This is a genomic window from Burkholderia sp. MSMB1826 (assembly GCF_001526325.1).
GTDB lineage: Bacteria > Pseudomonadota > Gammaproteobacteria > Burkholderiales > Burkholderiaceae > Burkholderia.
On record NZ_LOYN01000057.1, the window covers coordinates 1 to 20,790 of the forward strand.

16 protein-coding genes and 6 pseudogenes are annotated in these 20,790 nt (G+C 61.5%); 7 read left to right on the forward strand and 15 right to left on the reverse strand.

All coding sequences use genetic code 11. From position 1 onward, the window contains the following. Positions 1-122: 122 nt before the first annotated feature. Positions 123-1,117, reverse strand: a pseudogene (locus tag WS95_RS36205) (IS110 family transposase); the annotation flags it as partial. 234 nt (positions 1,118-1,351) lie between these two features. On the opposite strand from WS95_RS36205, the pseudogene WS95_RS34385 reads away from it, so the two are divergent. Continuing rightward, positions 1,352-1,573, forward strand: a pseudogene (locus WS95_RS34385) (transposase); the annotation flags it as partial. Here WS95_RS34385 and WS95_RS36160 read toward each other — a convergent pair. The 10 genes and pseudogenes from WS95_RS36160 to WS95_RS34410 form a co-directional block, all read right to left on the reverse strand. Then, positions 1,466-1,834, reverse strand: coding sequence for an FRG domain-containing protein (locus WS95_RS36160; protein WP_373557174.1), 369 nt, complete (start codon positions 1,832-1,834; stop codon positions 1,466-1,468). The pseudogene WS95_RS34385 and the gene WS95_RS36160 overlap by 108 nt on opposite strands. A gap of 33 nt (positions 1,835-1,867) precedes the next feature. Then, positions 1,868-2,143: a hypothetical protein gene (locus WS95_RS36165; protein ID WP_373557171.1), complete on the reverse strand. Its 276-nt coding sequence runs from the start codon at positions 2,141-2,143 to the stop codon at positions 1,868-1,870. Between the two features lie 275 nt (positions 2,144-2,418). Then, positions 2,419-2,847, reverse strand: coding sequence for a hypothetical protein (locus WS95_RS34390; protein WP_082747032.1), 429 nt, complete (start codon positions 2,845-2,847; stop codon positions 2,419-2,421). A 103-nt stretch (positions 2,848-2,950) separates the two neighbouring features. After that, positions 2,951-3,944 (reverse strand): annotated as a pseudogene (locus WS95_RS30250) (PDDEXK nuclease domain-containing protein); the annotation flags it as partial. Positions 3,945-4,103: 159 nt separating this feature from the next. After that, a pseudogene (locus tag WS95_RS34395) lies at positions 4,104-4,298 on the reverse strand (HU family DNA-binding protein); the annotation flags it as partial. A 546-nt stretch (positions 4,299-4,844) separates the two neighbouring features. Further along, positions 4,845-5,469: pseudogene (locus tag WS95_RS34400) on the reverse strand (porin). 51 nt (positions 5,470-5,520) lie between these two features. Beyond that, positions 5,521-6,066 (reverse strand): amino acid synthesis family protein, encoded by a 546-nt coding sequence (locus WS95_RS34405; RefSeq protein ID WP_082747040.1) that lies wholly within the window; start codon positions 6,064-6,066, stop codon positions 5,521-5,523. Positions 6,067-6,068: 2 nt separating this feature from the next. After that, entirely contained in the window at positions 6,069-7,478 is a 1,410-nt protein-coding gene (locus WS95_RS30255) for an amidase family protein (RefSeq protein ID WP_059827706.1), read from the reverse strand. Between the two features lie 51 nt (positions 7,479-7,529). Further along, complete coding sequence (locus tag WS95_RS30260; RefSeq protein WP_059827885.1) at positions 7,530-8,708, reverse strand: ABC transporter substrate-binding protein; 1,179 nt, start codon at positions 8,706-8,708, stop codon at positions 7,530-7,532. 7 nt (positions 8,709-8,715) lie between these two features. Beyond that, positions 8,716-9,324, reverse strand: a pseudogene (locus WS95_RS34410) (ABC transporter ATP-binding protein); the annotation flags it as partial. Between the two features lie 198 nt (positions 9,325-9,522). Between WS95_RS34410 and WS95_RS30270 the strand changes: the two are divergent. From WS95_RS30270 to WS95_RS34415, 3 genes are all read left to right on the forward strand, one after another. Next, positions 9,523-10,452, forward strand: a complete 930-nt coding sequence (locus WS95_RS30270) for a 3-oxoacyl-ACP synthase (protein ID WP_059827710.1) — start codon at positions 9,523-9,525, stop codon at positions 10,450-10,452. 256 nt (positions 10,453-10,708) lie between these two features. Beyond that, a complete protein-coding gene (locus tag WS95_RS30275) occupies positions 10,709-11,524 on the forward strand; it encodes a LuxR family transcriptional regulator (protein WP_082747034.1) in 816 nt (271 codons plus the stop codon). Between the two features lie 238 nt (positions 11,525-11,762). Further along, positions 11,763-12,425, forward strand: coding sequence for an acyl-homoserine-lactone synthase (locus WS95_RS34415; RefSeq protein WP_082747041.1), 663 nt, complete (start codon positions 11,763-11,765; stop codon positions 12,423-12,425). Between the two features lie 107 nt (positions 12,426-12,532). Here the strand turns inward: WS95_RS34415 and WS95_RS30280 are convergent, their stop codons facing one another. After that, positions 12,533-13,099, reverse strand: a complete 567-nt coding sequence (locus WS95_RS30280; RefSeq protein ID WP_059827714.1) for a hypothetical protein — start codon at positions 13,097-13,099, stop codon at positions 12,533-12,535. A 454-nt stretch (positions 13,100-13,553) separates the two neighbouring features. Between WS95_RS30280 and WS95_RS34420 the strand changes: the two genes are divergently transcribed. Further along, positions 13,554-13,850 carry an H-NS histone family protein gene (locus WS95_RS34420; protein ID WP_082742129.1) on the forward strand — a complete coding sequence of 99 codons (297 nt, stop codon included), beginning with the start codon at positions 13,554-13,556 and terminating at the stop codon, positions 13,848-13,850. A 408-nt stretch (positions 13,851-14,258) separates the two neighbouring features. On the opposite strand, the gene WS95_RS30285 is transcribed toward WS95_RS34420, so the two are convergent. Then, positions 14,259-15,842, reverse strand: coding sequence for a DHA2 family efflux MFS transporter permease subunit (locus tag WS95_RS30285; RefSeq protein WP_059827716.1), 1,584 nt, complete (start codon positions 15,840-15,842; stop codon positions 14,259-14,261). Beyond that, entirely contained in the window at positions 15,839-16,252 is a 414-nt protein-coding gene (locus tag WS95_RS30290; protein WP_373557173.1) for an efflux RND transporter periplasmic adaptor subunit, read from the reverse strand. The genes WS95_RS30285 and WS95_RS30290 overlap by 4 nt, the downstream gene beginning before the upstream one ends. Positions 16,253-16,446: 194 nt before the next feature. Here WS95_RS30290 and WS95_RS30295 point away from each other — a divergent pair, with 194 nt between their 5' ends. After that, positions 16,447-17,433, forward strand: coding sequence for a LysR family transcriptional regulator (locus WS95_RS30295; RefSeq protein WP_059827718.1), 987 nt, complete (start codon positions 16,447-16,449; stop codon positions 17,431-17,433). A gap of 68 nt (positions 17,434-17,501) precedes the next feature. Continuing rightward, entirely contained in the window at positions 17,502-18,215 is a 714-nt protein-coding gene (locus tag WS95_RS30300; protein WP_257139970.1) for an autoinducer binding domain-containing protein, read from the forward strand. A gap of 69 nt (positions 18,216-18,284) precedes the next feature. On the opposite strand, the gene leuA is transcribed toward WS95_RS30300, so the two are convergent. Beyond that, complete coding sequence (gene leuA / locus WS95_RS30305) at positions 18,285-19,994, reverse strand: 2-isopropylmalate synthase (RefSeq protein WP_179950243.1); 1,710 nt, start codon at positions 19,992-19,994, stop codon at positions 18,285-18,287. Between the last annotated feature and the right edge of the window lie 796 nt (positions 19,995-20,790).

Sequence of the window (20,790 nt, forward strand, 5' to 3'; positions counted from 1 at the left end):
AGGCCGGCTTCGGCTTCCTTCAGAAAGCCGATGATTTGCTCTTCCGTAAAGCGCTTCTTCATGTTCGTCTTCTCCGAAAACGAACTTTACTAGGTTCCGGTTGGCCCTGTTTACTGGGGGCAGGTCAACGCGGGACGGTCCCACGCGAACGGCTCGTCGCGTGTCAGCACATACCATACGATCACTGCGAGTTTCCGAGCGGTCGCGACGACGGCAATTTGCTGGCCGCGGCGATCGCGCACGCGCAGGAAGAAGGCGCGCAGCGGCCCAGGCGCCTGCGTGGCGCCCCAGGCAGCCTCGACCAGCATCGCCCGTGCGTAAGAGCGCCCGCGCTTGGTGATGTGGCCGTGCCTGGCCGGTGTCGGGCCGGACTGATAGACCGACGGATTGAGTCCGAAGTAGCTCACCAGCTTCTCCGGATTCGGAAACCGCTCGATGTCGCCAATGGCAGATAGCAGCCCGATCGCCACCGTGGTGTTGACGCCGGTGATCGTCAGCATCACGCGCAATCGCGCGTCGTCGATGGTCGCTTGCGCGAGTGCTTGCTCGACCTCGCGCAGATCCTCGCCGAGGCGGTCCAGTTCGCGCAGACGCTGCTCAACACCGAGTCGCTCGTCCAACGGAAGCGGTTGAACGTCGAGCCAGGCACGCCTCTTCTTGCCAAACAGATCGGTGGCGGGGCATCGCTCGATCAGATGCGCGACCAGAACCGCATGAATCTCGTTCTTCAACCGCGTGCGCTGCCGCACCAGCTGTGAACGACGCGAGATCTGTCGACGCAACGCCAGCGTGTGCTCGTCCGGCATCCATACTTCCGGCAGAAAGCCGCTTGCATACAGCTGATCTTGTCCGTCTTGACGCGAGCCTCCGCGATCAGCCGAACTTGCAGCGGATTGGCAATTGCCACGCGCGCGACGTGTTGACGAAGCACGTTGACGATGGCGGCAGTGTTGCCGGTTGCTTCGAGCACGACATGATCGGTGGCGCGCAGCTTCTCGGCAAAACGCTCCAGTTCGTCGCGTCGCAACCCGGTGCGGCCGCCTGCATGCAGCGTGCCATCCTCCAGGTACGCGATCTCGGCCACTGAGCGCGAGACATCAAACCCCACGATTCGCATAACCGTCTCCCGTATCAGATCACTGCTGGGAGCCGGTGGGACAGCACGACAACTACGGATTCGCGCTCACAGCGCAACCGGGCGGGTCGCAGGGGCGGCCAACTACAAACACGAGCTCGCGGCTCATCGTGTAACAACGGCCTGCCCACCCGAAGTGCTCCCCAGTGCCCCTGTCCCGGATGGTCACACCATACGCTCAAACCGCTCGGCGCGGGAACGCGAGGCACCGGCTATATCATGCCGGTTACGAACGCGATTGAAAATATCAACTCGCAGTAGCGCAAGATCATCAAGACCCGTGGTCACTTCCCGACCGACGAGGCCGCCACCAAGCTCATCTGGCTGGCCTTACGCAACATCACCGCGAATTGGGGAAGCGCCGCGCATGACTGGAAGACGGCCATGAACCAGTTCGCTATCCTTTATGCAGATCGGTTCGTTCGACCTTCCGTGTAATTGTTCCACCCGCTTTGAACACGGAAATCCTGCCCCCCCAGCCCGCGGATCTTTGCTCTCCTCGGAGGAGATCAGATCGCCATGCGTCACGGGCAGCATCCAGCCCGCGCCCGGCCACACGCCGCAGCCCTCCTCGCTTTCACACGAGCGGTTCTTGCACGGTTTCTCGGCGGCCGGCTTTCTCACAGCGAACCAGAGTGCCGACAATGCACTCCCCGACCAATCCAGCAAGCGGGTTGGCATCGCGTGGTGTTGCGCGATCGCGAGTCAGTCGGCATTCGTCAGCTCCACGGTCTATTCGACGTGAGGTACGGCACGCTGCCTGAACTCGTCGAGCATGCGTTGCTCGGTGCCCGGCCGAAGCCGCATCTGGTACGGTGCACGTCCAATGGAGGGCAGGAGCCGCCACGACTCGACTTCCTGACCGCGAAACAACGGGAAATCGAGATCCATCCCAGGGACGCTGGCAAGCCACTTGTCGACGTGTTGTAGAAAGCTCACGAGGTCCGTCGCTTCCCCGACACATTGGGCATCGCGGAGATTGGGATCGAGACTGGATGAAGTGCTCATCGGGGAGTCCTTTGTTCTTGGGTCAGGGGTACCGTCATCCTGATGCCCCTTCATTCCACTAGATCCCGCCACGGAATAGAACCACTTCGACAAAGAGCATAGCGGTGCCCTTTGACGATATAACTACACACGTCGTGACTCGCTTCCTAGAGTTTCTACGTAGAAACTGTCGACTACCAGGTCCACACACGGATCACGCATTGGCAGCCTCGCAGATTTATCCGTGCACATCAACCGACGGCGTATTCGCCACGACAGGCAGAAAATGTTCAGCATCAGTCCGATTCGATCGGCGGGTTAAAGGAAGGCGTGCCAACATGCTGCACCTGCTCCAACGCTTCAAGATAGCGATGGACCGCTACCGCAGCAAGTTGCTTATCATGAACAAGAAGCAACGCTTCGAGTGCAGTTCGTTCCGCGTCTGTCAAAGTCCACTTACCACCCCGCTCTGCCCGCGCAATGCATTGGTTGAGTGCGGAATCCGCGGAGCGATACAGTTCCGCTTCGCCGTCGGAACGCAAATAGAACGCGAGCGCGAGCATATTGGACAGCGTGGCGATCGACTCAACATCACCACTGCCGTCGCAAAGCAGCGCAAGTGCGAGATGGTGCTTGAGAGAAAGACGACGGACTTGGTCAACCGGAAGAGGTAGTAGTTGCGCCTTCGTCAGTGGTCGTCGGCGCACGGTAGAGTGTTTTCGCATAGCTTGATTGCCCTGCCAGTAACATCAAATTTTACCGCGCGACCGCTTCATCGTATTCGCCGATCCGCGCGCGTTTAAGCACTTCGGAACCTCGGACGGGAAGTCACGCCTTGCGGCCCCGGCGCTCCAGTTCGATCCTGGTACGTTCCAATTCTCGCGCGAACGTGGCCTCATCCGGGAGGACCGTCTGATACTCCGCCGCGAGTATCTTGTTCGGCAAGTTGTCGAGTGCATAATGCGCCTCGGCCGCGCCTTTTTCAGCACACAGAATCAAGCCAACCGGGGGGTTTTCACCGGGCTTCATCCAATGTTCACGCGCGTAGTTGAGGTAGAGATGCATCTGCCCCGCGTCCGCATAGCTGAAGCGCCCAACCTTCAAATCGATAATGAGCAGGCATCGCAAGCGCCGGTGAAAAAACACGAGATCGACTCGAAACCAGGCGTCATCGATCCGTAGACGCCGCTGCCGACCTATGAACGCAAAGTCATCGCCGAGCTCGAGGAGGAAATCCGCCAAATGCTGGATCAAGGCCGCCTCGAGATCCGACTCCGAATATTCGTCCTTCATGTCAAGAAATTCGAGGACAAACGGATCGCGGATCGCTTCCTCAGGCGATAGAAGATCGCCGGGTTGCGCTACAGCCGCCTTCCCGAGCAAGGACGCCTTGTTGCGTGATAGCACCAGCCGCTCATAGAGCTGACTGCTGATCTGACGGTCAAGCTGTCGCGCTGACCAGCCCCCACGCAACGCTTCAGCCTCGTAAAAGTCGCGAGCAGCTTGCGCTTTCACCGCGAGGAGGCGAACGTAGGCGGACCAGGGCAACGGAAAAGCCTGAGCGATAGAATTTAGCTCAAACGCCACGCCCGGCGGCGCCTTCTCCGCCGCCTTGGTTGATTTTGCAGACGCTGTCGGGACAATCCGGGCGGGCGTGGATTGTGCAGACAGTGCCTGCACAATTAAATAAGGGTCGAATTATATAAAATGCGCGCATTGCTCTAGATTTCTGCCAACAGAAGCCTTGGGGCAAGCGCTCTGACAGGTCAGCACTCAGACCGCCGATTATGGCCTCGCCACATGCCGCCCTTTCCCCGCCGCCTGCGCGAACTCCACAATACGCCATACCATCTACCAAGTGGTGGTCGCCATCAGAGTGGCCACTGTGCATGCCGTGGACGCGCCGGTACAGTGACTTCGGCAATTTCACGATGCAGCCCGCCATAGACTGCCTCCGCCTTCGGGTAGCGTCATGGGCTGCTCACCGCATCCTTGAACACCTTGCCGGCAGTGAACTCACGGCATTTGCCGCTGCAATGGGATTCTCGGCGCCTGTCGTCGGATTGCGACCGGTACGTATGGCACGCTGCCCTTGCGAGACCGCGCCGAAATCAATCAGCTGTACCGTTTCGCCGCGACTCACTGCGTCCGTAATGACATCCAGCACCGCCTGGACAGTATTGCTCTCTTCGCTTTTACCGGCACCCGTGCCAGCAGCAGCCGCGTCGACGAGTTCCTATCTGTTCATTGACGGTTTCGCTCCTAAAGTCAAAGTCGCACCCTACCGCATCCGAAGATCAACAAACAAACCGCGGGGCCAATGCGGGGCACCCATCCCAGTCCGCCCACTTATAGTCGCGGTCACGAGACAGTTAGCGGTGAGCCCACGACGCATCAGCGTCGGCTCTATAACTCATGCCGGCGCTGCGCCATCGGCGCCGGCACGCCGAAAACTCGCGGGGAACAGCAATGGAACAGAAATTTTCCGACCTTCCGCGGCGTTTTAACCGTGATAAGTCGTATGTTTTATCACGATTGCATTTAACGACCGAAGAATGGGCCTATGCGCGTCGCCGACGGCCAGTTCATACCTCATACGAGCGCGCACGTCGCACTGAAATGCAACTACGTAGTGACGCCGCCTGGCACCGCAGGTCGAGGCTCGTCGCCCCGGAATGATTGATGAATGATTCTGCTCTCGCCCCGTAGCATCGTAGGTGGATCAAAATCGCATCCGCATTCCAGCCCCCAAGCTATTACCCGACGATGCGCCTGTGATGCAGTCGTAGCGCCACGCTGCATAGACATCCGTGCGTTTCGACAGTGGATAGTCGTATCCCAAGGCGAGCGTCGACCAGCGCAGTGCGGAACCAACGGCGGGACGTCGGCGCGTAGCTATGCGCCACTATCGGCGAGAACGCGAACGAATTGCCAAACGGGTTGAACAGCAGCGTCGATACGAACAATGGCGCCGTATTGCGACCTATCGTTACCTCGCCGAAACGCCCGCTCAATCCAACAAAGGCGTTGCGGCCAAAGAATGACTGGCCATTGAACGATCCGATCTGACCGCTATTGACCCTAAAAAAGCTCTCCAACGTGAATACCGCCTTCATCCCACGTCCGAGATCCTCCGACCCGGACAGGCCCCAATATGAAGTCGTCATCCCACCTGAACTGACCTGCCAGGCACTTCCGGCGCTGCCGGGCATGTGCGTGTCGCCAACAAAAGCATCGACCAACCCGTAAAGCGACACTGAAGATTGAGCGTGTGCGATCGTTGCGAAACCCCATATCCCCATTACCATCGCACACACCCGGCCTAAACCACGAAACGCTTTCTGCATTGGTTCTCCTCGCTGTCGTTTGTTTTCTTTGCCGAAACACGTGTGTGTGCGCTACGCCGGTGTGACGCGCGCAAGCGGCCGCCCTCGCTCGGACAGCGCGACGGCTACCACGATCTCATGCGGTGCAGGTGAATCCGGCACAACGAGCGACGCCGTATCAAAGTGGTCAAAGCTCCACATATCCAGAGCACCATGCACAGGAATATCCATGCATGCGCCGGCCGCACCGCGCTTGGTAACAGACGGGATAAGCGATATGGTGCCGGGCAGACACGCACGTATTGCCTTGCCCATTCGCGGATGCAGAATCGCCGCCGCACATTCAAGCGGCACGGCAGTGCCCACGAGCGCGGCCTTGCCATACGCCTGAATCTGCGCGCGCGGTGCGTCCAGAACATCTCTCGCACGCTCGCTCAATAGCGTCCCGAGCTCCGCACCAACTTCGTACAGAGGCTCGAGCGAAGTATCCGTACGCCAGTTTTTCGATGTCAGAACCGCGGCTGCAATCGCTTGGCGATGTGCCGGATGGACCGCAATACCAAGCTCCGCGCGCCGTTCGATCACGTGAACAACAATCTTCTCAATCTGTATGTTCACGGTCATACCTCAGCGACCATCGCATTCTCGGCTGGTGCTGCGGCCGGTATGGGAAACGCCCCGCGTGCAGACTCATAAGCCCGTGCCGCGCGCAGCACAAGAGCATCTCCGTGCAAGGGGCCAACAATCTGAACGCCGGTCGGCAGCCCTGCGGGCAATCCACAAGGAACACTGATGGCGGGCAACCCAGTTTGGTTGCACCACGACGTCTGCTGAGGTGCCGTAAGCAGCGTCTCAGGCAGACCTGGAACGGGCAGCGGCCCACAGTGGAACACTGGCGTCACAAGCAAGTCATAGCGCTCAAAAAACGCCGCCATCTCGACGCCGAGCGCGTGGCGCGCACGCAATGCGTCGGCAAGCTCGAGCGCGGTGACGCGCAAACCGGCCCGCACAAGCGCTTGTACGTCCGCATCGAGCTGCATGCGTTGTGGCTCCGTCAATGCGCAGGCGCGCTGCGCAAAAAACACCGACCATTGGATCGCGTGCATGCGACTACCCAGATAGTCGCCGAGCGGCTTTACGTCGACTTGCTCGACCTGTGCGCCCAATGTTTCGATCACCTCTGCGGCGTGCGCCACACTCGCGGCAATCACAGGGTCCACGATGACACCCGGGATGGATGGGCAATATGCAATACGCAGCCCCGCGACGCCCTCTTCCAGACCCACTCGATAATCCTGCGGGGCGACATAGCCCGATGGCCCAGATCCATGTTGACCGGCTACCACACTCAGCATCAACGCTGCATCGCGCACATTGCGCGCCATCGGCCCGAACGTAGACAGGCGTGTCCACGAACCGGCCACGCCCGTCGGAACACGGTCGAACGTTGGTTTAAATCCCACCACCCCAGTCCAGCAGGCGGGCACACGAATCGACCCACCACCATCGGTCGCCAGCGCGAGCGGCCCCATACCGAGCGCGATTGCCACTGATGAACCACCGCTACTCCCACCTGGCGTTAAACGCCGGTCCCAAGGATTGCGCGTGATGCCGGTCAGCGGACAATCAGTCACGATCTTGTTGCCGTATTCCGAAGTGGTTGTCTTGCCAAAAAGCAGCGCACCGGCCCGCCGCAGACGCGCCACGGCGGGCCCGTCCTCGCGCTGGGGCGTGTCCGACGTCGTCAACGATCCGTATCGCGTCGGAAATCCGGCTACATCGATCAAATCCTTGACCGATACAGGCACGCCATCGAGCAGCCCGCATGGCTCACGCCGCATCCAGCGCCGCTCCGATTCGCGCGCCGCCTCCAGCGCCGCCTCCTCGTCAAGGGCGCACATACAGTTCACAAGGGGATTGAAGCGCTCAACGCGGTCCAGGACCGCTTTCATGCTCTCAAGCGGAGAAAGCGCATGACGCCGATACTCAGTAATCAGCTCTTCCGCGCTCATCGATGCAATGTCACTCATATGTATTCCTAATTGATAAAATTAAGTTGATAGAAGCGCCCCGAGACTGCCCTACCTCTGACACACTGCTTGGATCGACCCGATCGAATCCAAAACTACAAAGCTGTTGTCGGCGCGCGCCTGAGCAATACGTGCCTCACAAGTAACGTGGTCGCCGCCTTGGCTCACACCCGCCTTGCCTCGCGGCAAATCCAGCGAAATGCTCGGCAAGACGGACTTGATGCGCGCCACATCGAGACTGCCGGCTGCGCGCACGGCCTGCGCGAAGAGCCGGACGCCTGCGTACGTGCATTCGCCGTGCGGAAGCATCACCGCATAAGAGCCCAATCGGGGAACATGAGTATCGGCTACGCGCGCGGTATAACGTGCAAGGAAGGTTCGGTTTTCGAAACTATCGAGACTCATAAAGTAGGACGAGACACCGACGATGCCCGTCGACGCACCGGCAGTAGCAATCGACAGCGACTCGTGCGCAATATCCGTCACCAACTGCGGCTTCATCGCAAATGACCGATACTGCTTGACGAACGTCACCGGATCGTCGCCGACGCTGTGCCAAACAAGCTGCGGCTGCTCCCCAGCAATCCGCTGAAGCACTGCCCCATAGTCACGCGTGCCGAACGGCAACCAGTACACACTGAGAAACCGACCGCCGTGACGCGTGACGGCCGCCTCCAGCGAGGGAATCAGTACCTTACGGTTGCTGCCGACGTCCGACACCACCGCGCTCACGCTCTTGCCGCCGGCACGCATCAGCCAACCAATGAGCGGCTCGACCCGTTGCGCGACACTGAGCCCCGTGCTCAACAACTGCGGATCACAGCGCCCCTCGTCGAAGTTCGGGTAGACGACAAGACGAGCCGCGCCTCTGGCCGCCTGCAGCGCTGCTTCGCGTTCGGCTGGCAGCACCATGCCCGTAATCATTGCCGCCTCATCGCGCATAAAGAGTTGCCGCGCTTTCTCGAGCGTCACGGTCGTCGACATCTGCGTGTCCTCGACAGCCAGTTGCAGCGGTCGCCCCAGTAGTCCGCCCGCTGCATTGATTTCTTCGATAGCAAGCGCCGCACAATGTCGATTTGTTTCACCCACACGGGTGAGCGGCCCGCTCAACGGCGCGAGCAAACCGATCTTGATGGGCGCCACCGTACGCGCGCGCGTCGGATAAGTGGAGGCGGCCAATGCGCCAACCACACCGAGCATCGTCATACGTGAAAAATCGCGTCGATTCATGATCATTTCATTCGATAGGCGCTGCCGGCGAACCCATGGTTCGTTCCGCAGCAGGTGACAGAAAGTGAGCCAGCGGGTGGGCGCTGCTAGCACCGTGTCGGGGTTCAACTGCGCCTGCATGCACAAGTCGACCGTTTTTCAGAACGATGCATCGTTGCGCGCAGCGCAATACCAGATTGAGGTTCTGCTCGACCAGAAGCACAGCGAGCTTCGATCGATGACAAAGCGTCGGAATGACGTCACCGATCAGCTCAACAAGATTTGGTTGCACGCCGTCTGAGGGTTCGTCCAACAGCAACAACTTCGGGCGGCCGCACAACGCTCGCGCGATGGCCAGGACCTGCTGTTCGCCTCCTGACAATGTCCCTCCATGCTGAGCAAGTCTTGATTTCAATACTGGGAAATACTCGAATACCTCGTCCAGAATCTCGCCGTCACCAGCGGCCGCGGTACCCATTGCTAGGTTCTCCCGCACTGTGAGCTTGGGAAAAATCCAACGTCCCTGCGGCACCAGGCCGATGCCCAGTCGAGCGATTTCATGCGTGCGCAAACCCCGAATGGCCCGCCCGCCGAAGCGAATATCACCACTCACGCGCGGCAACAGTCCCATGCGCGCCCATGCGCGCTGTCATGATGCGCACCTCGGTGCAGTAGAACCAATCATCCAACTGACCGAGAGGCTGGAGGCCAACACACTGCCTACACGCGGTCCTGTCCTGATATGGGGGATGAGCGTGTGCGGCTACGTGGGCTGCGCACTGCTCGAGGCGCGCGATGCGACCACCATCTCGCGCGACCCCGGTCGGAGCAATCGATGACGGACGTGTCAATCGGTATTCCGTACGTCGCATACTATCTGCCCGAGCGTGTCGACACGGTCCGGGCATGGGGCCGCCGTACGCGCCAGCCAGACACGATCATCGCAAAGCTCGAACGATCTGGCGTACGCGATTTTCACGTGGCATATGAGCAAAGTGCGCTAAGCCTTGCGATCAATGCCGTCGAGTCGTTGTTGCGCACCGCACCAATAGCACCAGACTCGATCGACTATCTCGTGTACACCCATACGCTGCAAGGCAGCATCGCGCCGCCGCCGCAGTCGCTGCCGCGCGCGCTATGCGAGCGATTCGGGTTGAGCCGAGCGCAGTCGTTCTCGTTTGCCCAACAGCACTGCGCGTCCTCGCTCGGCGCGCTGCGCATTGTGCGCGCGCTATTCGCCGCGCACCGCTCGCTCAATCGCGTGCTGCTCGTCGGAGCAGACACGATGCCCATTGAGGCAGAGCGCCGCATGGGTACCTCCGCGCTTCTGGGCGACGGGGCGTTTGCTGCAGCGATTGAGCGCCACGCCCATATCAACCGCCTTGTTGCGATAGCCACGCATGCCACCGGACAAGGTTGGCGCGGCATGCTTGACCAGGCCGATCCGAATTTCGTCGCCCAATACCAGCTTGCCGCCAGAAAGCTCATTACGCATCTCGCGAACAGCGCCCAGATCGCGCTAGCCGATGCGTGTCACATCTTGCCACCGCATCTCGACCTGCCGTCGTGGCAGCGGCTCGTTCAGTCGCTGGGCCTGCCACCTGTCCGTCTTTTTATTCGCAACTTCTCGCGCATCGCACACGTGACGGTGAGCGATCCCTTTATCAACCTTGCCGACTGCCATGCGCTCGCGCCAGGCACCCCGCTCATACTCTACGCGCAGGGTGTAGGCGGTTTTTCCGCGGCAACGCTACTCATTCATTAGGCGCGCCGTTCGAACGCAGCCATGGGCAAGCGCGCAACCTGAGGCCCGGATATAGCGAATCGCCCTACTGTGTATGCTGGCTGGTTGCTCGTTGATGTATCGCGACGCTAAATATTGATACCCACGATTGGCCCACAAGCGTCTAGAATAATGGCGGGCAACACGCATATATTCGTCACGATTAAAACAAGCGCCATTGCCAAGCATTGTGTTGTTTGAGTCTGAATTTTGCGCGCATGGTCATCACGCGAATGCGATGCGCGACGATTTTCTGCGAGGAACATCGGTGGATCAGATCTTTCCCTGCAGCGTGGGCAACACGCCCGTCGCGGCGCTGCAACCTTCACACGCGATTGCGCGATGGGCACCACTGGCTACATCCTTTCTCGATACCGTGGATCTCTCGTCACTCGTGAAGCTCTTCGGTGACGTGGCCGCTTCGTTAGGGTTTCCTCGTTTTGCCGTCAGCCGGCTCTCGCGCGCACGTGCTCGCTCGCGCGCAGCGATGGCCGTCGATACGCTTTGCGCGCGCTATCCCGATAATTGGGTTTTTCATTATGCGAAGCACGACTATGGTCCGGTCGATCCCGTTCATCGCATGGCGCTCGTGCACGCCACACCCTATCGCTGGACCGATATAGCGGGGTTAAACCACATCGAGCAGCGCGTGCTCGACGAAGCGCGCGAAGCCGGATTGGCTAATGGGGTAAGCATCCCGATTCACGAGCCCGATGGCAACATCTTGCTCGTCAATCTCGCAAGCCCCTCACCGGAGATCAAGACCGAGGTCAACTTGCGGCTCGCAAGCCTCATTAGCGCACTGTTTCACCAAGAGCTGAATCGATTGGCCCGCCCGCGCTGTGTCAGTCCCTTGCCCAAGCTATCCCCGCGCCAAAAAGAATGTCTTGCGTGGGTCGCGCGCGGCAAATCATCATGGGAGATCGCTGGCATTCTCGGGATATCGCCCCATACGGTTGACTACCACATCGACGAGGCAAAGAGGAGCCTGCGCATCAATAGCCGAACCGCCGCGGCCGTGTATGCGGCCGCCCGCGGATTGATTCTGGTCTGATCGGCAGTTCGTCAGCCCAGCGCGCCGCATCATCTCACGCGGCATCTCGCACATGCCTTACGCTGCCGGCATACCCGATGCCTCTCGCGCACACACATCACAGCGGCACTAACGTTCGCACTCTCGTGTGCGCATCCGCACGCGCCTTTCCCGACCTACACCCTCCCTATATCACTAGTTCCGTTCAAACTGCCTGCTTGCTAGCGTGATACGGTTTCTTGAGTGCGAGGGAAAAATCGTGCAATCGATCTTTGCAGGCAGGCTTGTCGATATACCCGATCCATTACGCCTTGGTCTTGGCAAGTTCCGATATGAAGTCTTCGTTAAGCGCCTCGGTTGGCAGTTGCCCAATGCCGATGCCCTCAGCGCCACCGAATGGGACCACTTCGACCGAGGAGATACGATCCACGTTGTGTTACTGGATCCGATGGAACAAGTCTGCGGCTGTGCGAGGCTGATGCCAACGACCAAACCGTATTTGCTCCAGACGCTGCACGCACATGCACCGAATTGCGCATTACCCATCTCGCACACCGTATGGGAGCTATCTCGGTTTGCCGCCAGCACCCCGCTCGTTCGATCAAAGGGCCGCTCGAACGGGATGCAGTTCTTCCCACCAGTCCTTGCGATCGCGGCTTCATTAGGTGCAACGCGCGTTATCGGTGCGCTTTCTCACGCGATAGCGCGCCTTTACCGCCGCGCCGGGCTTGAACTCGAAACTCTGCCAATTGCCGAACGTGCGAATGTGGCGAACTATCTCGTCTGCGCCATCAATCTCCGCGCTTCGACGTTCGAGCGGTTGGGCTGCGATGCCAGCGCATTGCTACGCAATGTGACCTGGCTCAGCCCGTGCTCTGCCGCCTTGTTTGCGAGCTCGGCCGGTCACACCCCCATCCCATGATCGTTGGGCATACAACCGTTCTCAAAGTGACCCGTTGAGCGTGGTGCTCGGTGCCGGCCTTAAATCGTGCGGCAATTTTGCATCTGCAACGCCAGTCCGTGGCCGGCTCAGTGTCGCTGCCCGTGACGACGATGTCGGCGATCTGCGTCTTTGACCCAATCGGGGCGAATTGCCGACGCATATGCCTGACCGCTGCGAGACGCTTCGCCGTTAGTTTGAGCGGCCAGCCCCAGGCGCGCATCGATCGCATGCGCGACAGCAGAGGATTTGGGTAAGCGCTGAGGATCGCAGTCAGCCCAGAATTCGAACATGCTATCGAACAACACGGACAGGATGCTGGTTATATAAGGCAGCTTTACAGTGATGAGACTATCCGACGAATCAACATTGACGAAGGCGTTGGAATTCGACACTGCGCTACTGCACACGCCGGTGCGCGCCGCGTCGAGCTCACGTTGCAACCTTGTCTCAACATCACAATGAACAATCGAGAAATTGACGATGACCCGACTCAGCCTGTCAAGCTCCTGGGTCTTGAGCCCCAGGCAGTTTTGCAACCGACCGATTTCCAGTTCCGCAAGCCGCAGCCGCTCGCGCAACTCCGCGCACTCGTCAGTCGGCAGCGTGCATGCCACCTTCTCATCGGATTGACACGTATTCTCACGTTGCTCCATGGATTTGCCTCAACCTGAATGCGAACATTCTCAAGTCGTACCGGCATTCGCTCATCACGTACCATTTCGCTCGAGACGGTCCACTTGCACCACACACCCATTTGTCAGGGGCTTGCCACGGCATTGTTGGTTCGTGTATTGCGGATCGTCAACTACCAAACTCGGGAGGATAGAGGCGCTCGATCTTCGTGACAAAATGTCATTCGCACGTATCACACATCATTCTTAAAAACGCATTACCAAAATTTCGCTCGATATTTCTGAAATTGAAACAGTTTCTGGTTATTTTACGATGACGTTGCAAATTTTTCATCCAGCACCGGCCGATACCGGTAAATTCATGTCGGTGATTGAAATTTAAATATATGTAGCCACATCGTATTGCTCGCGCTTCACGTGTTTGAGTGGGACAGTCCCGTCTATAGTCGCAGTACATCCGACAGGAGGAACTTCGATGGCAACGTATCTCGAGCTGAAAGCCCAAGCAGAACAACTGATGCAGCAAGCGGAGCAAGCACGACAAGCGGAGCTTGAAGCCGTCCTTCAGGAAGTGCGCGCCCGCGTGGCCGAATATGGGATAACGCCTGAGCAAGTCTTCGGGCGTCGCCGGGCGGCACCTGGCACACGTGCAGCTCAAAGCAGCGTGCCACCCAAATATCGTGATCCAAAGACAGGCGCAACGTGGAGCGGTCGCGGACGCGAACCGGGTTGGATTAGGGGTAAAAGGCGTGAGCGGTTCCTGATCGAGTAGGAGTAAGCGCGTGCTAGATGGCCCGTGGCGCGAAATACCGTGGCCACGGGTCGCATCAGACGCGTTCGTTACATGCGTTGCGCGATGTTGCCGTCTTACTGCGGTGCCTCACGTGCCCTCGGCGTGCCCGCCACGCCGCTATGCGCTCCGCACTACGCTCGTCGATTGAGTGCGCGGAAAACACGCGATACCCCCGTGACATCGGCCGAGAACAACTACCCACGACACCCAACGAGATCGGCATCGCCGCGCGACAATGTGTAGCGCCAGGCTTGACGTTCGATCCGCATCGCTTCTCAGACGCCGCGTGTCGCCAATTGAAAGCGGGGCGAGCTACGCGAAGCTAGCCGTACGGGCCGGCCCTGTGGAGGCGCGAACGGCCGCCTTCGACATGTCCCATCTGCTGCGTCATGCCTGCTTCTTGCCCTTGAGTATGAACGCAGCTGCCGTACACCCGATCATCACGATGCCTGCGATCAGGAACGTATCGCTGTACGCCATGAGCAGCGCCTCGCGCATCACGCGCTGGTTGACGAGCCCGAGCGCCAGCTCGTGCACGCCAGAAATCGATCCGCCGGGCAGCACGTCCGCGCGCGGCGCATGTACGCGGGCAAGCAACCGCGCGAGCATCGCCATGCGTTCCTGGAACGCTTCGGAAAACGGCGTGACCGCCTCGCCGATGCGCATCGCATGCAGCTTCTGCCGCTCGACGACGATCTGGCTCATCACCGCGATGCCGATCGCGCCGCCGACGTTGCGGACCATGTTGAACACGCCCGACGCGGAGCCAAGCTGCGCCTTCTCGATCCCGTCGACGGCCATCACGGCCAGCGCGATCACGACGAACGACTGCCCGATCCCACGCACGATCAGCGACGGGATGATCACATTCGACGCCGCATCGGCGTCGAGGTGAATGTTCATCAGGCAGCCGGCCGCGACCAGCACGAAGCCGAGCACGATCGTCGTGCGCGGGCTCGTGCGGCGCATCAAGGGCGGCGTCAGGAACGACATCGCGAACTGCACGAGCCCGTACGGAATCATCGCGAGACCGATGTCGCGCGCGCTGTAGCCGTGCAGCTCGGCAAAATAGTTCGGCACGAGAAACACCACGCCGAACACCACCGCGCCGAACAGGAACTGCATCAGGCTCGCGATCCCGAAGTTGTATTGGCCGAGCAGCCGCAGGTTGATGAACGGCTCCTTGCGCCGCAGCTCGATCGCGACGAACGCGGCCAGCCCGAGCGCCGCGACGATCGACAGCTCGACGATCAGGTCCGACGCGAACCAGTCCTTGCGCCCGCCCTCCTCCAGCACGATCTGCAGCGCGCTCAGGCCCACCGCCATCGTCGCGATCCCGAACCAGTCGGCGCGCCTGAGCATCCCGAGCTGCACCGGCACGGGACGGATCGCCCAGCCGATTGCCGCGACCAGCGCAATCGCCGGCGGAATCTGCAGATAGAAGATCCAGCGCCACGAATACATGTCGGTCAGCCAGCCGCCGACCGACGGGCCCGCTGCCTGCGCGAAGTTGTTCGCGATCGCGAATAGCGCCATCCCGAGCGGATGTTTCGACGGCGGCAATTCCGTGACGATCAGCTGGAACGACAGCGGAATCAGCACGCCGCCGAACGCCCCCTGCAACGCCCGCGCGATGATCATCGTCGAGATGCTCGGCGCGACCGAGCACGCGAGCGAAAACGCGAGAAAGCCGGTGGCGCCAACCAACAGCACGCGTCGCGCGGAAAACACCTGCACGAGCCAGCCAGTGAGCGGAATCACGACGATCTCGGCAACCAGGTACGCGGTGGTGATCCACGAGCCTTCCTCGAAGCTCGCGCCGAGCGAGCCGCGGATGTCGGGCAGCGACGCATTGGTCACGTGCACGTTCATGCCGGCCATGAAGCAGCCGAACACGCCGCCGAGCACGGCGACCCACGCGCGAAGCGAAACGGTGTCTTCGTGCGCAACCTGCACGGTTGTCGCGCTCACGAGCCGGCCCCCTGCGTGCCGCGCGTGTCCACGCGCGCGATCACGGACATACCGGGCCGCAGCACGACGCCGGCCGGCGGCGCATCGACGCGGATCTTCACCGGGATGCGCTGCACGATCTTCGTGAAGTTGCCGGTCGCGTTGTCGGGCGGCAGCAGCGCGAATTGCGCGCCGGAGCCCGGCGCCAGGCCGGTCACGCGGCCGTGCAGCGTGTGACCCGAATAGGTTTCGACGTCGATCTCGACGGGCTGGCCGTCGTGCATCGCGCCCAACTGCGTTTCCTTGAAGTTCGCGACCACGTACACGTCGCTCAGCGGCACCACCGCGAGCAGCGGCAGCCCGACCTCGACGTACTGGCCCGCCCGCACCTCGCGCTGGCCGACGCTGCCGTCGCGCGTCGCTCGGATCACCGTGTGGTCGAGATCGAGCTGCGCGAGCGCAAGGCGCTCGGCGTCGCGCCGAGCGAATACTTCCGACGGCGCTGACCCGTCCGCCGATTGTCCGTTTTGCGACGATCGATCGCTGATGCGCGCGCGCGGCGTGCCGCGGCCGTCGCTACAGTAGCGGCATTGCCATCTGGCCAGCCGGAGGTTTCGTTATCCCGATGGATCTGATTCAAAGCATGCAGGCGTTCGTCACGCTCGCGGACGCGGGCACCTTCACCGAGACCGGCAAACGGCTCGGCATCACGACCGCACACGTCAGCCGGCTCGTCGCGTCGCTCGAGCATCGTCTCGGCATCCGGCTGCTGAACCGCACGACGCGTTCGATGTGCCTGACCGAAGCGGGCGAGCGCTATCTGGCGCGCGCCCGCGACATCACGCTGGCCGTCGATGCGAGCGAGCGGGAGGCGCGCGACGCGCGCGTGCATCCGCACGGCCGGCTGCGCGAGCATTGCAGCGCCAGCATCGCGAACCATTTCGTGATTCCGCTGATCGAGCAATTCCAGGCGCGCTACCCGGACGTCAGCGTCGACCTGACGCTCGCGCCGCACTTGCCGAAACTGGTGCGCGACAGCTACGACGTCGCGGTGATCGCGATGCCGAGCCTGCCGAGTTCCGAACAGGTCGCAATCGATGTCGGCCGCATCCGCAGCGTGCTATGCGCATCGCCCGCGTATCTCGATGCGCACGGCGCGCCCGATTCGCCCGGCGCGCTCGTTCACCATCGCTGCGTACAGCTGGTCGCGCCCGCGTATCACGAGCGCATCTGGACACTGTGGAACGGCGGGCAAGCACAAACGGTGGACGTCAATCCGTCGATGACGGCCGACGTCGCCGCGTCGCTTGCGATCGCGGTGCGCGAAGGCGCGGGGATCGGCTTGCTGCCGGACTTCGTCGCCGCGGCAGACTTGCGCTCGGGCGCGCTGGTGCGCGTGCTGCCCGACTACCAGGCGGAAGAAATCGGCGTGTTCCTGGTGTACGCGTCACGTCAGCATCTCGATGCGAAAACGCGCGCGTGGGTCGACTTCATGAAGGCCGCGCTACACGATGCGTTCGCACAGATGCACGACGATGCGTGCGCACCACCGACCAGGAAAAAAAGCCAGGCGCCGGGCAAGGCTCGCGCGTGTGCCGGCGCCGCCGCGTAGCGGCATGGCGCCGGCGGGCGATGCACGGTTACTGCGGCTTAAACAGCGCGCGCAGGTTCGTCATCGCCATGTCGAGGAAGCCGGTGACGAACGCGTCGAATTCCGGCTGGCGCGCGGCGCCGCCGTGCGACGGTTTCCCGCCGATTGCCGCCGCCGCGGCCGCGCTCGGATTCCGGTATTGCGTGTACGGCTTGCGCCGCACGCTGCCGCTCGCCCGGCCCGACATGCAGATCGTCGGCAATCATCCACGCGAATGGGAACACCGTTATGTGAAATTCGGCTACGTCGCCATCGATCCGATCATCAAGCGGGTCGCGAACCAGCCGCGGCCGGTCGTATGGAATGCGTTCGACGAACCGGGCGACACCGCGTTCTGGCACGACGCGGCGTGCTTCGGGATGCGTTACGGCTGGTCGCACGGCGGCTACGATCGGGCCGGCAACCTCGGCGTGCTGACGCTCGTGCGCGACACGACACCGCTCGATGCGGACGAGATCTCGCGGCTGCGCGCACCGTGTGCGAGCCTCTCGCATGCGGCGCACGCGTACCTGATGCCGCGCCTCGCCGATCCGATCGCGCCGGTCGGCACCGGGCTGACGCTGCGCGAGCGCGAGGTGCTGGCGTGGACGGCCGACGGCAAGACGGCCTACGAAATCGGGATGATCTTCGGGATCACGGAGCGAACCGTGAAGTTCCATCTGCAGAACGCCGTCGTGAAGCTCGACGCGATGAACAAGACGCATGCGGCCACCAAGGCCGCGATGCTCGGGCTGCTGCCCTGACGGCGCGCACGTGCGCCGTGACCTGAAAAAGAAACCCGGGTCGGCCCTGCCGCCCGGGTTTCGACCCGCTTATGCGACGGCCTGCACCGCCGGCTGTCCGGCAAAGAAGGTTGCCTGCGCAACCTCATCCGCACGGGCATACGCGCGGTTCACGCCGCTGATCACCGCGCGAATCGACGCGGTCGTCAGGTTCGCATCGACGCCGGCGCCGAACGCGCTGCCGCGCACGCCCGTGCCGGCCAGCTCGGCGATTGCGATCGCCTTCGCATCGGCACCCTGCGACAGTGCGCGCTCCTCGTAATGCTGGATCCGCAGCGGCGTGTGCAGCGCGTGCATCAGCGCGTCGAGCGGACCGTTGCCTTCACCGCGCAGCACGCGGCGCTCGCCGTGCACGTCGGCGGTCAGCACGATCGTCTCGCGGCCGTCGCGCTCGGTCAGCTCGTGGCTAACATAGCGCAGCGGCGTGTCGCTTTCGACGTACTCCTGCTGGAACAGCGCCCAGATCTGCGCGCTCGTCACCTCGTGTCCGCTGTCGTCGGTCAGGCGCTGCACGGCCGCGCTGAAGTCGACCTGCATGCGGCGCGGCAGCGCGACGCCGTAGCCCTGTTCGAGCAGGTACGCGATACCGCCCTTGCCCGACTGGCTGTTCACGCGAATGATCGAATCGTACGTGCGGCCGAGGTCGTTCGGATCGATCGGCAGGTACGGAACTTCCCATACGGTGTCCGCGCGCTGGACCGCAAAGCCCTTCTTGATCGCGTCCTGGTGCGAGCCGGAGAACGCGGTGAACACAAGGTCGCCGACATACGGATGACGCGGGTGGATCGGCAACTGCGTGCACTCCTCGGACGTGCGCGCGACTTCGTTGATCTGCGAGAAATCGAGGCCCGGATCGACGCCCTGCGTGTACAGGTTCAGCGCAAGCGTGACGAGATCGACGTTACCCGTGCGTTCGCCGTTGCCGAACAGGCAGCCCTCGATACGGTCCGCGCCGGCCATCACCGCGAGCTCGGCCGCCGCGACCGCGGTGCCGCGGTCGTTGTGCGGATGCACGGACAAGATCAGCGAATCGCGGCGCGCGAGGTTGCGGTGCATCCACTCGATCTGGTCCGCATAGTAATTCGGCGTGCCGATTTCCACCGTGGCCGGCAGGTTCACGATCGACTTGCGCTCGGGCGTCGGCTGCCACACGTCGAACACCGCGTCGCAGACTTCCTTCGCGAAGTCGAGCTCAGTCGCGGTAAACGTTTCCGGGCTGTACTGCAGCGTGAATTGCGTGTCGGTCGCCGCATCGGCGCACCGCTTGATCGTGCGCGCCGCGTTCACCGCCAGTTGCTTCACGCCGTCGCGATCGAGATTGAACACGATCTTGCGGAATTCCGGCGCGGTCGCGTTGTACAAGTGCACGATCGCGCGCTTCGCACCGCGCAGCGATGCGAAGGTGCGCTCGATCAGGTCGTCGCGCGCCTGCGTGAGCACCTCGATCGTCACGTCGTCGGGAATGTGGCCACCCTCGATCAGTTCGCGAACGAAATTGAAGTCGGTTTCGGACGCGGACGGGAACGCGACCTCGATCTCCTTGAAGCCGATCGCCACCAGCGTCTTGAACATCCGCATCTTGCGCGTGGCGTCCATCGGCTCGAACAGCGCCTGGTTGCCGTCGCGCAGGTCGGTGCTCATCCAGATCGGCGCCTGCGTGATCGTGCGCGACGGCCACGTGCGGTCGGGCAGGTTGACGGGCGTAAACGATCGGTATTTGATCGCGGGGTTCTTCAGCATCATGATGTCGGTCCTCGGTCTGTTTGTCGGTGAAGCGCGGCGCGGCAACCATCGTCGTGATGAGCCGGGTCCATACGCAGGAGTCGAAACGGCAAAAAAGCGGCACAACGGCAAAGCGGTACGGCAAACGACGGCCTTGGCGGTTGAGCGACCGGAGCGGAGCAATGACGGAAGAAAGACGAACTCAGGCGCCGGTCGACAACCGGGGCCAGGTCGGTGATGCGGGGAAAATCTGGCGCTTCAGGAAAGAAGCAGACGGAAAGCGCGCAGCCGCAGACCCAGCCCGGACAAGCGGGCTAGTAGTCGTAGCGAGAAGATGAATTGGGCGGCGTGCATGACCGGGATCAAATCACAGGGTGACCACGGCTGTCAACCGGGCGCGCATTTATTCCACTCCATCCCCCGACACGTGCGTTTGCGCAAAATCAGCCCTGTCCGATAGGCGGCGGCTTCCCGCGTCGATATGCTTCACGGGTGCGGCGCCGGTGAGGTCCTATTCATTTTCGGAGTGAGTCGGTCCATCCTCTTCGCCGGTCGCCGCACCCCTCCCTGCAATCGGGCTTCGGTGTGGGCGTTCGACGGTGGCCGGTGGGCGCGGCCACGACAGAGATGCCGATGTTGAAACGAAACGCTGCCATATGCGAACGCCGAGCGCCTGCTCCGAAGCCCGATCTTCCCCGCCTTGCGCGCTCGCGCATCGTTCAAGAAATCGATACACCCATTGATATAATTCATTGAACATATCGAAATCGACGTCATTAATTACGCTCCATTAAATCAAATAGCGCCGCTTTTC

Bases quoted from the DNA above. Each gene is read 5' to 3' on its own strand.
- leuA (WP_179950243.1), bottom strand. From the start codon at position 19,994: ATGCTGAAGAACCCCGCGATCAAATACCGATCGTTTACGCCCGTCAAC.
- WS95_RS30270 (WP_059827710.1), top strand. From the start codon at position 9,523: ATGACGGACGTGTCAATCGGTATTCCGTACGTCGCATACTATCTGCCC.
- WS95_RS36165 (WP_373557171.1), bottom strand. From the start codon at position 2,143: ATGAGCACTTCATCCAGTCTCGATCCCAATCTCCGCGATGCCCAATGT.
- WS95_RS30280 (WP_059827714.1), bottom strand. From the start codon at position 13,099: ATGGAGCAACGTGAGAATACGTGTCAATCCGATGAGAAGGTGGCATGC.
- WS95_RS30275 (WP_082747034.1), top strand. From the start codon at position 10,709: ATGCGCGACGATTTTCTGCGAGGAACATCGGTGGATCAGATCTTTCCC.
- WS95_RS34390 (WP_082747032.1), bottom strand. From the start codon at position 2,847: ATGCGAAAACACTCTACCGTGCGCCGACGACCACTGACGAAGGCGCAA.
- WS95_RS30260 (WP_059827885.1), bottom strand. From the start codon at position 8,708: ATGAATCGACGCGATTTTTCACGTATGACGATGCTCGGTGTGGTTGGC.
- WS95_RS30300 (WP_257139970.1), top strand. From the start codon at position 17,502: ATGTCGAGGAAGCCGGTGACGAACGCGTCGAATTCCGGCTGGCGCGCG.
- WS95_RS30295 (WP_059827718.1), top strand. From the start codon at position 16,447: ATGGATCTGATTCAAAGCATGCAGGCGTTCGTCACGCTCGCGGACGCG.
- WS95_RS30255 (WP_059827706.1), bottom strand. From the start codon at position 7,478: ATGAGTGACATTGCATCGATGAGCGCGGAAGAGCTGATTACTGAGTAT.
- WS95_RS34420 (WP_082742129.1), top strand. From the start codon at position 13,554: ATGGCAACGTATCTCGAGCTGAAAGCCCAAGCAGAACAACTGATGCAG.